The following is a 14,315-nucleotide window of genomic DNA, read 5'->3' as shown; positions in this document are numbered from 1 at the left end:
CCCTAAACACGTTCACAGCAGAAGGGTGCGTGCTCATGGAGCAACAGAACTCAGACAGTATCGAGGCCTCAACCCAGGGGTCCGCCATTGCCGCTACCGACAAACCCCGTGGGGGCAAGCGCCGCCGCGAAAACAGCGCGGTCAAAGAGTACGCCCTCATTATCCTTTACGCGATTCTTATCGCTTTTCTGCTCAAAACTTTTGTGGTGCGAGGCTTCTACATCCCCTCAAGCTCCATGGAAGACACCCTACAGATTAACGACCGCGTGTTCGTGAACGTAGCCGGTGGCCTCTTTACCGAAGCTGAGCGCGGCGACATCGTCGTCTTTAAAGACACCCAGGGCTGGATGCCTGTCTCCAGCAGCTCCAACCCGGTGCGTGATGCCCTAGCCTTTGTAGGAATCATGCCTGATGGCTCATCAAACTATCTGGTCAAGCGAGTTATTGGTGTGGGCGGTGACCACCTTGTGGGCACCGTCGATGGCCGTATCTCTGTGAACGGTGTAGAAATTGATGAGACCTACCTCAAACCGGGTGTGCGCCCCACCGAGCTACCTTTTGATGTGATTGTTCCCCAAAACTCCTACTTTGTGATGGGCGATAACCGCTCTAATTCTGCTGATTCGCGCTATCACATTCAGACCAACACTGAGTTCATTAACGACGCTGACGTTGTGGGTGAGGTCTTTGTGGTCGCCTGGCCGATCTCTAACTTTACTTTCGTTGGCGGAGATAATGACGTCTTTGCCTCCGTCCCTGCCACCGAGTAAGACCGTGCCCGTTAAAGAACCGGTTTCTGCTGACCTAAGCGTTGAAGCAAGAATGTTTGCGGCGGGTAAAACCCTAGTTGCTGGCATGGACGAGGTGGGCCGCGGGCCACTTGCCGGGCCAGTGACCGTGGGTGTTGCCGTCATAGATTCCAGCGCTCAGCTCACTATCGAGGGTCTTATTGATTCTAAGGCTCTTTCCGAGAAAAAACGGGTGGCGATGGCCCCTCAGGTGAGGCAGTGGGCTGTAACTGCGGTGGGCCATGCTAGCCCTGCTGTGATTGATGCTTTGGGCATTACAACCGCTCTGCGTTTAGCAGGGCAGCGGGCTCTTGCCCAGGTTGCTGCGGCGGGGGCCTACCCTGATGCCGTCCTTTTGGATGGTAAGCATAACTGGCTTTCTGCCCCTGAACCCAACCTTTTCAGTGATGGGGATGCGGCAACTTCCCTCTACCAGGGCTTGGTTGCTGAAGCGTGGGCCGGCCAGGCAGGGGAGCCAGGCGGCTGGTTTGGGCCTGTTCAGATGGAAATTAAGGGGGATTATCGGTGTGCGTCGATTGCTGCTGCTTCAGTGGTAGCTAAGGTTGAGCGCGATACTTTGATGGATGAGCTGGATTCTCGCTACCCGGGCTACGGGTGGGCTAAGAATAAGGGGTATGGTTCACCAGCCCATCGCACAGCTATTGACGCTAAAGGCCCTACCCCTGTGCACCGGTTGAGCTGGTCGCTGCCTGCTACCGGCGAGCAGATCCAGCAGGCTATGGTCGAACGAGAGAAAGAAGAAGGATGAGCCAAGAAGATCTTGAGAGCTATGAATCAGGTGCCCAGCTTGCTTTGTATGAGGAGTATAAGAATGTAGCTGAGCTTTTTACCTATATCGTTGAGACCGATCGTCGTTTCTATCTGGCTAACCAGGTGCAGGTGGTCCCGCGAACTGCTGATGGTTCCTTATATTTTGAGGTTGAGATGCAGGATGTGTGGGTGTGGGATATTTTCCGGCAGTCTCGTTTCGTGAAGAACGTGAAGGTTTATTCTGTGCGTGATGTGAATGTTGAAGAACGCACTGCTGCAGAGGACTTTGTGGTGCCGACTATGAGCGACTTTGACCCTGGTTCTGCCTAAAAAATGGTCTGTCAGCCCGCCTACTTCCTACCCGGGGAAGCAGGCGGGCTTTTTGTGTAGAGGGGTGATGATATGAGCGGACGCCCGGTGCAGCTAGCTGAGGATAAAGGCCTGACCGGGCGTTATCTTGCGTCATAGGTGCACCAGTAGGCCGACCGTGCTGGTATAAAAAGGGCCTCTGACCTGGTGAAGTGCTGGGATTAGTACTTTCCACAAGGGGGCAGGAGCTGGGGTTGGCGGGAAGAGAGCACCATGATGGAGCTAGACCCAGGACTACCAGGAGGAAGCCATGTACTCTCAGCTCCCACCCAGCCCATCGCGTGCTTCTATGCCACCGAAAGACCTTGGCAGATGGGGTGAAGATACTGCTCTGGCCCTGTTAGAACAACAGGGCTATAGTTTGCTGGCCCGTAACTGGCGCCCTTCCCCCTTAGCAGGCCAGCCACCGCTTAGAGGTGAACTTGACCTGGTGATGCGTGATAACCACCAGGCCATCGTCTTTATTGAGGTTAAAACTCGCGCCGGCACAGGTTATGGGCACCCGTTTGAGGCGATTACTGCCCGCAAAAGTCAGAAGTTACGGCAGCTTGCCTATGCTTGGCTGGCAGAACACCAGGTTCCTTATTCTAGCATGAGGGTAGATGCCATTGCCCTGTGTGGCAGCCCCACGAGGTTTGTGTATGAGCACCGTCAGGCGGTGGTGTAACTGTGGCTTTTGCCCGAACCTATTCTGTTGCCCTGGTAGGTGTGACTGGTTATCTGGTAGAGGTAGAAGCTGATATTTCAGCGGCCCTACCTGGTTTTGTTTTGCTTGGTTTGCCTGATAGCTCTTTGAATGAGGCTAAAGACCGGGTGCGGTCTGCGGCTAAGAACTCTGGCCTGCCCTTACCTCCCCAAAAGCTCACCATTAATCTCACCCCGCCAACCTTGCCTAAACGCGGCTCGGTATTTGATGTGGCTATGCTTGTTGCAGCCCAGCAGGCTGCTGGCCAGTTAGGGCCTTCAGGGCGCACTGTTTTTCTGGGTGAGGTGGGCCTCGATGGGAGTGTACGACCGGTCTCTGGTGTACTGCCTGCCGTCAAGGCAGCCCGGGATGCTGGGCACCAACGAGTCGTTGTCCCTGCTGGTAACGCCCAAGAAGCTGCCCTGATCGACGGGGTAGAAATTACCGGGGTAAGGTGCCTAGCTGAGGTGTTTGAAGCCTTAGGGTGTGCAGATCCCACACAACTTAAAAGACCTGCCCTCACCGGCGCCCAGATGGCTGACCCAGTGCAGAGAACCCCAGGGCACAGCGCAGATATGGCGGATGTCGCCGGGCAAGCTGAGGGGCGACTAGCCCTTGAAATCGCGGCCGCTGGGGGCCACCATCTGCTCCTCACAGGCCCGCCCGGTTCTGGCAAGACCATGCTCGCTGAACGTCTACCCGGCATTCTTCCTCATCTTTCGCCCCACGATGCTTTAGATGTCACCGCCGTGCATTCGCTCTGCCAGATGGGTGAACCTCTAACTGAGCTCATCACTAGGCCACCTTTCGAAGCACCCCACCATACCGCAAGCGCCCCAGCCATTATGGGTGGGGGCGTGGGCATGCCTAAGCCGGGGTGTATCTCTAAAGCACATAGGGGAGTGCTTTTCCTTGATGAAGCACCAGAGTTCAAACGCAGTGTACTTGACTCCCTGCGTCAGCCCCTAGAAAACGGCGAAGTGACCATTAGCCGCTCAGCTGCATCAGCCCGCTACCCGGCCAGGTTTCAGCTCGTTTTAGCTGCCAACCCTTGCCCCTGCGGCTATAACGTAGGCCGGGGGTTAGAGTGCACCTGCACCAGCCGGGAACGACGAACCTATTTCAGCCGGTTATCAGGCCCACTCCTTGACCGTATTGACCTTCATATCAGCGTACCTAAAGTAACTGCCGTTGACCTTGCAAACAGCGGAAATAACGAATGCTCAGATGAGATTCGCCAGCGGGTCAGCCAGGCCAGGCAAGCCCAAGCAGAACGATTGAAACCCTTAGGGGCGAGCACCAACGCAGAGACTAACGGCACAATTCTGCGGGGGCCTCTGAGACTCGCACCCCAACTCACCTCATCTCTTTCGACGGCCCTTGACCACGGCACCCTAACCGCACGCGGCTACGACAGGGTACTCCGCACAGCCTGGACCTTAGCCGACCTGGATGGGGCAACCAGCCCCAGCCAAGACCACCTTGACCTTGCCCTTTACTTCCGCAACCACGCCAGTGAAAGTAACCAGCCATGATAACCCAAGACCCCTACCAGCAGGTTCGTAGAGCGCGCACAGAGATTCTGCGCATCACCGACCCAGAAGACACCGCAACCTATACCCTCATTCAGCTAGTAGGCCCGGTGCTTGCCGCAGATTACCTGACCGGCCGCCAGGCCCTCACCCCCGACCTCTTAGCAGAGCACCTTGACCAAGCTGGGGCGCACGATCTCTCTGCGGCCCCGGCCCTCACCGCTGCCATTAGTGAACGCACTCAACGCTGGAAGAACAGACGGTCAGGTATCAGCGCCGAACAAGATATGGCCCTAGCTAGAGCCAGCAACAGTTGGCTCTGCATCCCTGAAGACCCAGACTGGCCGCAGGCCCTGAACGACCTGGCAGAAAAAACACCGGTGGGCCTGTGGGGCAGGGGAGAACGCCACCTGCTGAGTCACCTGAGCACCGAAAGGAGCTACGCGGTAGTAGGGTCACGAGACGTCAGCTCCTACGGCAACTCAGCAACCAGCCACCTGGCCGGTGAACTGGCAAACCAAGGCTACACAGTAGTTTCTGGCGGAGCCTTTGGGGTGGACGCCACCGCCCACCGGGCAGCCCTGGCAACAGCAAGCGGCCCCTTGCCCACGGTAGCACTCATGGCCGGAGGCCTGGACCGTCTTTACCCTAAACCGAATGAACGGCTACTGCACCAGATCATTGAACGGGGCCTCTTGCTCAGCGAGGTTCCTTTGGGGCAGAACCCTACCCGTTATAGGTTTCTTCAACGCAATCGACTAATCGCCGCCTTAACCGGAGCTAGTGTGGTGGTTGAAGCTCGCTGGCGCAGTGGTGCTCTCAACACAGCCCACCATGCCTTGGAACTGGGCCGCCCAGTTTATGCTGTTCCTGGCCCCATCTTTTCACCCACCTCAGAAGGGTGCCACCGGCTCATCCGTGACGGCCTCGCCCAGCTGGTCACCGACACACGTCAGATACTTGCAGATAGAACATCGAAACTTATACCAGAACAAACCAGTCTCTTCTCAGCCCCCTCTGCCCAGCAAGAACTCTTAGACTCCCTGACCGAAACCCAGCGGCGGGTCTGGGACATACTCCCCTTAGGCAACCCGGCTGCCCTTGAACACCTCAGCGCCGACCTTGCGCTACCTGCCCGAATAGTCATGGTCACTTTATCTCAGCTTGACCGACTGAGCCTAGCAGAGCAGAGCGGGGCGGGCTGGCGAAAAGCTAAAACACCTATGGCAGAGAAGCAAGGATAGAATGAAAACCTGATCTCTGCCATCGCAGGAAGGAGCAGAACGGTGCAACCTGCCGACCAGTTACCCACCACCCTCAAAATTGGGGCTTCAACGGTTGATGAAGATCGAGAATTTGTGCGTGCCCTTGAAGCTTTTGAACGGTACCTCACCTACGAGCTTCATCGTTCCCCTCAAACTATTCGGGCCTACCGTTCTGACCTATCGGATTTTTTCGCCTACGCCCGTAGGTACGGCATCACCCATCTCTCTCATATCACTCTAGATATCATTAGAGACTGGCTAGCGCACCATCACCGCAAACAAGCAGCCCGCAGCTCCATGGCCCGGCGCACCTCGTCCTTGCGTACCTTCTTCACCTGGGCAGAGGAAGAAGAACTCATAGAGGCTAACCCCGCCCTCAAACTGACTACGCCCAAGAAAAGCAAGCACCTGCCTGCCGTCCTGAGCCAAGCCCAGATGCAGGGGCTAACAGCTACTCTTAGCGCCGCACTGGGCCAGGCCCCACGAGACGCCCGGCTTTTACGGTTACAGGCGGTCGTGGAGCTCTTGTATGCTAGCGGGTTGCGTATTTCAGAGCTCACCGGGCTTGACCTTACCAGCATCGACCGGAACCAACGGACCCTGCGCGTGCTGGGTAAAGGAAATAAGGAGCGGGTTGTGCCGTTTGGGGCTCAAGCTATGCAAGCCCTCAACCGCTGGGTTGTGGCAGGACGCCCCCAGTGGCTTCCCGAAGCAAACCCAGCTATCGGGGCCGGGGATTCTGGCCAAAATGCTCTCTTCATCGGCCCCCAAGGTAAACGCGCCAACCCTCGACAAATCCGCCAGGACCTCACTACCTTGCTAGGGACTCTTGACGACACCGAAGCTACCGGCGCCCACGTCTTTCGCCATACGGCAGCAACCCACATGGTCGATGGAGGGGCAGATATTAGAGCCGTGCAAGAGTTTCTTGGGCATAGCTCCTTAGCGACCACCCAGGTTTACACCCATGTGTCGGTAGACCGTCTTGCTCAGGCCTATCGTAGGGCCCACCCGCGGGCCTAAAGGTAAGGCTAAAGGTATAGGATGGGAAGACCATGTTTTCACCAGCAGAAAAGACCGGCCAGCCCCTTCCACTGCCCCCAGAAACCACCGGCACACCTACCGGCGGTTCAATCTTTCTGCTAGCTGTACCATCGGCCCTCACCAGCCACGTCACCTGGGCTCTTGAAAACCTCACAGCTCACCGGCTTACCCCCACCTGGCAGAATCAGCCCCACAAACCGGGCTACCATCGTGCAGATATCAGCTGGCAGGGTAGTAGCGGCGGGGCAGCCCTGATCGCTTCGACCCTCCGGCAGTTTTCAGCCAGCTACTTTGAAGTTACCGAGCGCCGCACCGCCACCTCAGATGCCCTGCGTATTATGCACACCCCCCAGCTGGGCATCTGCACTCTACCGGTAGATTTACAGGGCAATTTTACTGTGACCGAAGACCGCATACGCTACGCCTTTGAGCAGGCAGCCGGTAACTTTGACGAGCTTTACCGGCAGTTCTCTGTGGCTGTGGGCCAGCCTTGGGACGAAGAACTTGAGGTCTTGCGCCCCAAGGCTAGCTCTGCCAGCGCTACCGTCAGGCTCCGGGCCTAAGGCTGAGAGCCTGCTACCTTCTGAGGAGCATTTCCTTCTGAACGCCGGGCATAAAATCTGGGCACCAGGGCATAGAAAAGGGGCCCTCCTGTCTGAACCGAAGTTCATACAGGAGGGCCCCTGACCAGCTAAGAGCGGGCACTAGGCCGCCCCTCTTTTAGTTGTTGACGCTACGGAAGGCCGCTACAGCGTTGTGACCACCAAAGCCAAAGGAGTTGGAGACAGCAACAATCTCACCAGCAGGGAGGTCGCGTGCCTCAGTGACAACGTCCAAATCAATCTGAGGGTCTTTTTCCTCAAGGTTGATAGTGCAAGGAGCCTTACGGTGGTAAACCGCAAGAACAGTCAGAACAGCCTCAAGGGCACCGGCGCCACCAAGCAGGTGGCCGGTCATGGACTTGGTCGCAGAAACAGCTACTTTATCGGTGTGTTCGCCAAAGACCTCACGCAAAGCCAAGGACTCAGGAATATCACCTACGGGGGTAGAGGTTGCATGCGCGTTCACGTGCACAACCTGCTCAGGGGAAATACCGCCATCGACTAGTGCTTCCTGTAGTGCTCGGGTAGCGCCCAGGGCCGCAGGGTCAGGAGCGGTGATGTGGTAGGCGTCCGCTGAGACACCGGTACCGGCCAGCTCAGCGTAGATACGTGCGCCACGTGCCAGAGCGTGCTCCTCAGATTCAAGAATCAGGGCAGCACCGCCTTCACCCATGACGAAACCATCGCGGCCCGTGTCGTAGGGGCGAGAAGCCCCGGCAGGGTCGTCGTTGCGGGTTGACAGGGCCTGCATCTTTGCAAAAGCACCAATCGTCATGGGGTGAATGGCAGCCTCAGAGCCACCGACAATGACCACATCAGCCTTACCTGAACGAATCAGCATCAAACCTAGCTCAAGAGCTTCGGTAGATGAGGCGCAGGCTGAGACGACGGTCTGAGCAGAGCCACGGGCCTTTAGGTTCATCGATACAGCGGCTGCGTTGGAGTTGGGCATGAGCATGGGCACCGTCATAGGTAGCATACGGCGTGGGCCTTTTTCGCGCAGGGTGTCCCAGGCATCGAGCAGGGTCCACACGCCACCGATACCGGTACCAAAAGCAACTGCGGTTCGCATGGGGTCGCATTCTTCGGCGGACTCAGCATCGGGGCCACTGAACCCGGCATCTTCCCAGGCTTCACGGGCGGCAACTAGAGCCAACTGCCCTGAGGGGTCTAGGCGCTTGGCCTCGACCTTGGTGAGTCGGCCTGACTCAACAGCCTCTACAGCTGCACGGCCAGCGATAGAAACTGGCAGGTCGAATTCCTCAATCCAGGGCTCTTCAATAGTGGTAATGCCTGAGACACCTGCAAGCGCATTTTTCCAGGTCGTCGGAACATCCCCGCCGATGGGGGTGGTGGCGCCGAGGCCGGTAACCACAACTTTACGCGTCATGCTTGATTCCTTCGAATACAGTCTTGGGTTGGTGGGGGTAAGAATAAAAAGCAGGTTGGGCACGATTCGAGCGTGCCCAACCTGGTTAAACGCGTCTTAGGCGTTAGCGATGAAGGTAACAGCGTCGCCGACGGTCTTCAGGTTCTTGACCTCTTCGTCGGGGATGGTTACGCCGAACTTTTCCTCAGCGTTTACAACAATGGTCATCATTGAGATGGAGTCGATGTCCAGGTCTTCGGTGAAGGACTTCTCGAGCTGGACGTCCTCAACCTCTACACCGGTCTCTTCGTTCACGATTTCTGCAAGACCTGCGAGGATTTCGTTCTGATCTGCCATGATGGCTCCTTCGTCTTAGTATGAGTGGCCTGTGGCCACTGGAGTAACTCACCGCGCAGGTGTGCGCAGCAGTTAAGGGTTAAGTGGGCAGTACCCACTTTAGCTTCCAAAATTGAGTGTAGCCCCTAGCCCGCACAAAGCTAAACTGTGACGTCACCTAATTTTTGAAATAAATCTAACAATTAACCAAACTATGGTGCGGATGCCCGCCCCATGTATCTTCCCTAAGGCACATTAGGGAAGGGCTACAACCTGGGCCGCGTAGGCTAGGCCCGCACCGAACCCAATCTGCAGGGCAAACTTACCAGATAGTTCGGGGTTGTCCTGGAGTAGCTGGTGGGCAGCCAAGGGAACGGAGGCTGCAGAGGTGTTACCGGAGCATTCAATATCGCGGGCTACCATAACGCTCTCAGGGAGTTTGAGGGTCTTGACCATCTGGTCAATGATGCGCATATTCGCCTGGTGGGTCACTAGGGCGCCCAGGTCATCTGCGGTGATACCGGCAGCGTCGAGAGCCTGCTGTGCTACCTTAGCCATCTCCCATACAGCCCAGCGGAAGACGGTCTGGCCGTCCTGGCGCAGGGTCGGCCAGATTTTCTCGCCCTCTTGGACCGGGTTTGCCACAAAGTCACGGTTACGAATATCGAGCATGGAGTGGGTCATGCCAACTGCGTTCCAGCGTTCGCCGTCTGAACCCCAGATGGTGGGGCCGATACCGGGCTGATCGGAGACACCTACTACCGCTGCGCCAGCGCCGTCGCCGAGCAGGAAGGAGATGGTGCGTTCGGTGCTATCGATGAGGTCTGAGAGCTTTTCAACACCCATGACCAGTACTTTCTGGGCGGTGCCTGAGCGTACTAGGGCGTCGGCCTGGGCGATGCCATAGCAGAAGCCAGCGCAGGCTGCTGAAATATCGTAGGCGGGAGCCTTAGAACCGACTGCTTCAGCTACTAGGGTTGCCAGGGAGGGGGTGGCGTAAGGGTGGGAGATGGTGGCAACAATAATGGCGTCCAGCTCTTCACCCTGTACACCTGCAGCGGCGAGGGCGTCCTTGGCTGCGCCAACGGCCAAATCTGTCACAGAAATCTTTTCTGATGCACGGTGGCGGGTCTTAATGCCGGTGCGCTGAACGATCCACTCATCTGAGGAGTCGATGGGGCCGGCCACATCGTTGTTAGTGACGATAAGGTCGGGGCGGCAGGCGCCGTAGCCCAAGATACGGGAGTAACGGTTCATCTCAACCTGTTTGAGGGTAGGCATAGAGAGGTCCTTTCGGGAGAATTTTAGGCCTGCAGGGCTTGGGCTAGGGCGGTTAGGTCTTCGGGGGTGTTGATAGCTGAGGTGGGAGTGCCACGCATTGCGCGCTTTGCCAGGCCAACTAGGGTGCCCGCGGGGGCAACCTCAACTAGACGGGTTACTTCACGCTCGGAGAGGGTTGCCATGCACAGATCCCAGCGGACGGGGCGGGTCACCTGAGCTACCAATGATTCAAGGGCTGCTGCACCTGAGATAATGGGCTGACCGTCGTAGTTAGAGAGCAGTTCTGCAGTGGGTTCTGCGGGGGAGAGGCCAGCAGCAAAATCTGCCAGGGGTTTTTGGGCTGCTGCCATGTAGTCGGTGTGGAAGGCACCTGCTACCTTCAGCGGAATGACGCGGGTCTTGGCGGGCGGGTTCTCAGCGAAGGCTGCTAGCGCCTCTAGGGAGCCAGCAGCAACAATCTGCCCGCCACCGTTGGAGTTTGCAGCAGTCAGGTGCGCCTCGGCAATGGCGGTGCGGACCTCATCTTCAACTCCGCCGAGTACAGCAGCCATGCCGGTGGGGGAAGAAGCAGCAGCCTGAGCCATGCCAGTTGCACGCACCTTGATAAAGCGCATGGCCTCTTCTTCGCTCAGGACGCCGGCTAGGGCTGAGGCGGTAATTTCGCCTACTGAGTGGCCGGCAAAGATGAGGTTGTGCCCTGTGAGGGCTTGTTGGGCCAGGCGGCCGGTTACTAGCCCAGCGGCCACGATGAGGGGTTGGGCAATAGCGGTGTCTTTGATGGTTTCTTCATCGGCTTCGGTGCCGTAATGAATCAGGTCAAGCTCCACAGCTTCTGAGAGCTGTTCGAGGTGGGGGCGTACCCCGTTTACGTCTAACCAGTTGGAGAGGAACCCGGGCTTCTGCGACCCCTGGCCGGGGCACACCAGTGCTATCACGCGTAACCGCCTTGAAAGTAGAGTTTGAAATCTAGAACTTGAAAGTTCTTAGTACTTTGTTTAAATAACTATCCTACTCCTGTCAGGGCGTTAGCCGTGCCAGTACAGCTCTCAATATCAAAAGCCAAGAAATCTCACACCTAGAAATGGGGATATTGTGGCGGTGGCCCCCACGGTATATACCGTGGGGGCCACCGTAGCTCACTCACAGGAGTGAACGATTAGCACAGAGGCTTAGGCGTCGCCACCGGAGGTGCCTGAAGAACCTGCGTTGAGGTTGTCCAGGTCGTACTTCTCGAAGGCCTTAGCAGGTGCGTCAGCGGGGACTTCGCCACGCTTAGCTAGCATCTGCAGGGTGCGGACGACGATGGACTCGGCGTCGATCTTGAAGAAGCGGCGAGCACCGGCGCGGGTGTCTGAGAAGCCGAAGCCGTCAGTACCCAGGGATGCAAATTCGTTGGGAACGAACTGGCGGATACCGTCCATCAGGTCGGTCTGGTAGTCAGACACGGCAACAATGGGGCCGGTTGCACCCTCAAGCTGCTGGGCAACGAAGGGGGTGCGGGGGGTAGCTGAAGGGCTCTTCAGCAGTTCACGCTCGGCGGCAAGACCATCGCGGCGCAGGCTGGTCCATGAGGTAACTGACCAGACGTCTGCTGAGACGCCCCAGTCCTCGGCAAGGAGCTGCTGTGCCTTGACTGCCCAGGGAACGGCAACACCTGAGGCAAGAAGCTGGGCGCGGGGGCCATCGTTCTTTGCCTCCTGCAGGCGGTAGATACCACCAAGCAGGCCGTCAACATCGAGATTCTCGGGTTCAGCGGGGTGCTGAATAGGCTCGTTGTAAACGGTGATGTAGTACATGACGTTGTGGTCTTCGTCCTTATCACCGTACATGTGCTCGATACCGCGCTTGACGATGTGACCGATTTCGTAACCGTAGGCAGGGTCGTAGTGGATTACTGCGGGGTTAGTACCGGCCAGAACAGGTGAGTGGCCATCGGCGTGCTGCAGACCTTCACCGGTAAGGGTGGTACGGCCAGCAGTTGCACCCATGATGAAACCGCGGCACAGCTGGTCAGCTGCTGCCCAGAAGGCATCGCCGGTGCGCTGGAAACCAAACATTGAGTAGAAGACGTAAACCGGAATCATCGGCTCGCCGTGGGTGTCGTAGGAGGAACCGACAGCGGTGAAGGCAGATGTAGCACCGGCTTCGTTAATACCTACGTGGATAATCTTGCCCTCAGGTGATTCCTTGTAGGCCAGCATCAGTTCACGGTCAACGGGCAGGTAGTTCTGGCCGTTGGGGTTGTAAATCTTTGCGGTGGGGAAGTAGGAGTCCATACCGAAGGTACGAGCCTCATCGGGGATGATGGGCACGATACGGTGGCCGAAGTCCTTCTCACGCATGAGGTCCTTGAGCAGACGTACGAAGGCCATGGTGGTAGCAGCCATCTGCTTGCCGGTGCCCTTGAGTGCACCCTTGTATGCCTTGTCAGAAGGCAGGGTGATCTTGGGCTGAGCGTTCTTGCGTGAGGGGACGAAACCGCCCAGTTCCTCACGGCGAGCCATGAGGTACTTGTACTCTTCTGAGTCCTTACCGGGGTGGTAGTAAGGCGGGTTGTAGAGGTCCTTCTCCAGCTCTTCGTCAGAGATGGGGATGCGAAGGTGGTCGCGGAAGTTCTTCAAGTCTTCCATCGTCATCTTCTTCATCTGGTGGGTAGCGTTACGAGCCTCGAAGGAGGGGCCCAAGCCGTAGCCCTTAACAGACTGAGCAAGAATAACGGTGGGCTGACCCTTGTGCTCTACAGCTGCCTTGAAAGCTGAGTAGACCTTCTGGTAGTCATGTGCACCGCGCTTCAGAGCCCAGATCTCGTCGTCGCTCATGTCTGCAACGAGTTCCTTGGTCTCAGGGGTCTGGCCAAAGAAGTGCTCGCGGACGAAGCCGCCGGACTCAGCCTTGTAGGTCTGGTAGTCACCGTCGAGGGTCTCGTTCATGATGCGGACGAGTTCGCCTGACTTGTCCTTTTCGAGCAGGGAGTCCCATTCGCGGCCCCAGAGGACCTTGATGACGTTCCAGCCTGCGCCGCGGAAGAAGGCTTCAAGTTCCTGAACGATCTTGCCGTTACCACGAACGGGGCCGTCCAGACGCTGTAGGTTACAGTTGACGACGAAGGTCAGGTTGTCGAGCTTGTCGTTGGCAGCTAGCTGCAGAGCACCGCGTGACTCGGGCTCGTCCATTTCACCGTCGCCCAGGAAGGCCCAGACGTTCTGGTCGGAGGTGTCCTTGATGCCGCGGTTGTGCAGGTACTTGTTGAACTGTGCCTGGTGGATTGCGTTCAAGGGGCCAAGACCCATAGAAACGGTGGGGAACTGCCAGAAGTCAGGCAGGTTGCGGGGGTGGGGGTAAGAGGGCAGGTGGTTACCCTGCTTGGTCTTTTCCTGACGGAAGCCGTCGAGCTGCTCTTCGGTAATGCGACCTTCGAGGAAGGCACGTGCGTAGTTACCGGGTGAGGAGTGGCCCTGGAAGAAGACCTGGTCTCCACCACCGGGGTGGTTGCGGCCACGGAAGAAGTGGTTGAAACCTACTTCGTAGAGGGTCGCTACACCAGCGTAGGAGGAAATGTGGCCACCAACGCCTAGGGTAGCTTTCTGTGCACGGTGAACCATGACGGCTGCATTCCAGCGCAGCATTGCGCGGTAGCGGCGTTCAAGCTGCTCATCACCGGGGTATTCGGGTTCCTGGTCGACAGGAATGGTGTTGATGTAGTCAGTGGTGGTCACCATGGGTACGGTGATTGACTTCTGACCTGCACGCTGCATGAGTGATCGTACGATGAACTGTGCGCGTTCGGTGCCGTGAGCCTCAACTAGGTCGTCGAAAGACTCAATCCACTCATTGGTTTCTTCAGGATCGTTGTCGGTGAAGCTGTTGGTTAGTGCACTTAAAACGAAGTCGTTCGTTTCTGAGGGTCCCACTAGTCAACCTCTCTTTGTTGTAGGGGGTTATGTTCACCTGCGGCAGCGGATGCGCCCGGCGAACCTTGGATGTATGCCTTACGCTACCGGAGGTAGCCGCTAAGACAACTTCCCTTCTATGTTGTCACAAATTACCCGTTTTATGGATGTGGTTTGAAGAATTAAGTAGTGTGAGTTAGCCGTCACTTGTCTCTTCTTTTTATAAAGGTGAAAATAGCTGACCTATTTTGGCCGTGTTCTGTTGATTTGGGGCCTTGAAGCGTGTTCAGTAGGAACTAAGAACGCCTCTGTGCACTTGGCTGTGTCTAATGAATGGAGGCGGGCTGGGTCTGAATTATGACGGCCTGTTACTTTTGCTGTTG

The 14,315-nt window shown here is 57.1% G+C and carries 13 protein-coding genes; 8 read left to right on the top strand and 5 right to left on the bottom strand.

The genetic code is table 11. The annotated features are described in order from the left end of the window. Positions 1-35 precede the first annotated feature (35 nt). From lepB to ACED87_RS04980, 8 genes are all read left to right on the top strand, one after another. A complete protein-coding gene (gene lepB, locus ACED87_RS05015; RefSeq protein WP_449089649.1) occupies positions 36-770 on the top strand; it encodes a signal peptidase I in 735 nt (244 codons plus the stop codon). Positions 771-774: 4 nt separating this feature from the next. After that, positions 775-1,557 carry a ribonuclease HII gene (locus ACED87_RS05010; RefSeq protein ID WP_449089648.1) on the top strand — a complete coding sequence of 261 codons (783 nt, stop codon included), beginning with the start codon at positions 775-777 and terminating at the stop codon, positions 1,555-1,557. After that, positions 1,554-1,889, top strand: coding sequence for a DUF2469 family protein (locus tag ACED87_RS05005; RefSeq protein WP_449083337.1), 336 nt, complete (start codon positions 1,554-1,556; stop codon positions 1,887-1,889). Before ACED87_RS05010 ends, ACED87_RS05005 begins: the two co-directional genes overlap by 4 nt. 289 nt (positions 1,890-2,178) lie before the next feature. After that, complete coding sequence (locus ACED87_RS05000; protein WP_449083336.1) at positions 2,179-2,595, top strand: YraN family protein; 417 nt, start codon at positions 2,179-2,181, stop codon at positions 2,593-2,595. Between the two features lie 2 nt (positions 2,596-2,597). Then, entirely contained in the window at positions 2,598-4,148 is a 1,551-nt protein-coding gene (locus ACED87_RS04995) for a YifB family Mg chelatase-like AAA ATPase (protein WP_449083334.1), read from the top strand. Next, positions 4,145-5,389: a DNA-processing protein DprA gene (gene dprA, locus ACED87_RS04990; RefSeq protein WP_449083332.1), complete on the top strand. Its 1,245-nt coding sequence runs from the start codon at positions 4,145-4,147 to the stop codon at positions 5,387-5,389. The genes ACED87_RS04995 and dprA overlap by 4 nt, the downstream gene beginning before the upstream one ends. A gap of 42 nt (positions 5,390-5,431) precedes the next feature. Further along, positions 5,432-6,433, top strand: a complete 1,002-nt coding sequence (locus ACED87_RS04985) for a tyrosine recombinase XerC (protein ID WP_449083330.1) — start codon at positions 5,432-5,434, stop codon at positions 6,431-6,433. 32 nt (positions 6,434-6,465) lie between these two features. Further along, positions 6,466-7,017 (top strand): DUF3145 family protein, encoded by a 552-nt coding sequence (locus ACED87_RS04980; protein ID WP_449083328.1) that lies wholly within the window; start codon positions 6,466-6,468, stop codon positions 7,015-7,017. Positions 7,018-7,174: 157 nt separating this feature from the next. Here ACED87_RS04980 and ACED87_RS04975 read toward each other — a convergent pair whose 3' ends face one another. From ACED87_RS04975 to aceE, 5 genes are all read right to left on the bottom strand, one after another. Next, positions 7,175-8,446 (bottom strand): beta-ketoacyl-[acyl-carrier-protein] synthase family protein, encoded by a 1,272-nt coding sequence (locus ACED87_RS04975; protein ID WP_449083326.1) that lies wholly within the window; start codon positions 8,444-8,446, stop codon positions 7,175-7,177. A gap of 96 nt (positions 8,447-8,542) precedes the next feature. Further along, positions 8,543-8,782 carry an acyl carrier protein gene (locus ACED87_RS04970; RefSeq protein WP_449083325.1) on the bottom strand — a complete coding sequence of 80 codons (240 nt, stop codon included), beginning with the start codon at positions 8,780-8,782 and terminating at the stop codon, positions 8,543-8,545. Positions 8,783-9,016: 234 nt separating this feature from the next. Beyond that, complete coding sequence (locus ACED87_RS04965; protein WP_449083324.1) at positions 9,017-10,042, bottom strand: beta-ketoacyl-ACP synthase III; 1,026 nt, start codon at positions 10,040-10,042, stop codon at positions 9,017-9,019. Between the two features lie 23 nt (positions 10,043-10,065). Beyond that, complete coding sequence (locus ACED87_RS04960) at positions 10,066-10,977, bottom strand: ACP S-malonyltransferase (protein WP_449083322.1); 912 nt, start codon at positions 10,975-10,977, stop codon at positions 10,066-10,068. A gap of 234 nt (positions 10,978-11,211) precedes the next feature. Beyond that, positions 11,212-13,953, bottom strand: a complete 2,742-nt coding sequence (aceE, locus tag ACED87_RS04955) for a pyruvate dehydrogenase (acetyl-transferring), homodimeric type (RefSeq protein WP_449083321.1) — start codon at positions 13,951-13,953, stop codon at positions 11,212-11,214. Positions 13,954-14,315: the final 362 nt, after the last annotated feature.

It is taken from the genome of Rothia sp. 32237D007AR (genome assembly GCF_053544675.1).
The sequence above is the reverse complement of the archived record's forward strand: the minus strand, read 5'-3'. Positions and strand labels throughout refer to the sequence as shown.

What these genes read in the sequence shown, in the direction of transcription:
- ACED87_RS05000 (WP_449083336.1), top strand. Translation starts at nt 2,179, where the DNA reads ATGTACTCTCAGCTCCCACCCAGCCCATCGCGTGCTTCTATGCCACCG.
- ACED87_RS04980 (WP_449083328.1), top strand. Translation starts at nt 6,466, where the DNA reads ATGTTTTCACCAGCAGAAAAGACCGGCCAGCCCCTTCCACTGCCCCCA.
- lepB (WP_449089649.1), top strand. Translation starts at nt 36, where the DNA reads ATGGAGCAACAGAACTCAGACAGTATCGAGGCCTCAACCCAGGGGTCC.
- ACED87_RS04975 (WP_449083326.1), bottom strand. Translation starts at nt 8,446, where the DNA reads ATGACGCGTAAAGTTGTGGTTACCGGCCTCGGCGCCACCACCCCCATC.
- ACED87_RS04965 (WP_449083324.1), bottom strand. Translation starts at nt 10,042, where the DNA reads ATGCCTACCCTCAAACAGGTTGAGATGAACCGTTACTCCCGTATCTTG.
- dprA (WP_449083332.1), top strand. Translation starts at nt 4,145, where the DNA reads ATGATAACCCAAGACCCCTACCAGCAGGTTCGTAGAGCGCGCACAGAG.
- ACED87_RS04970 (WP_449083325.1), bottom strand. Translation starts at nt 8,782, where the DNA reads ATGGCAGATCAGAACGAAATCCTCGCAGGTCTTGCAGAAATCGTGAAC.
- ACED87_RS05005 (WP_449083337.1), top strand. Translation starts at nt 1,554, where the DNA reads ATGAGCCAAGAAGATCTTGAGAGCTATGAATCAGGTGCCCAGCTTGCT.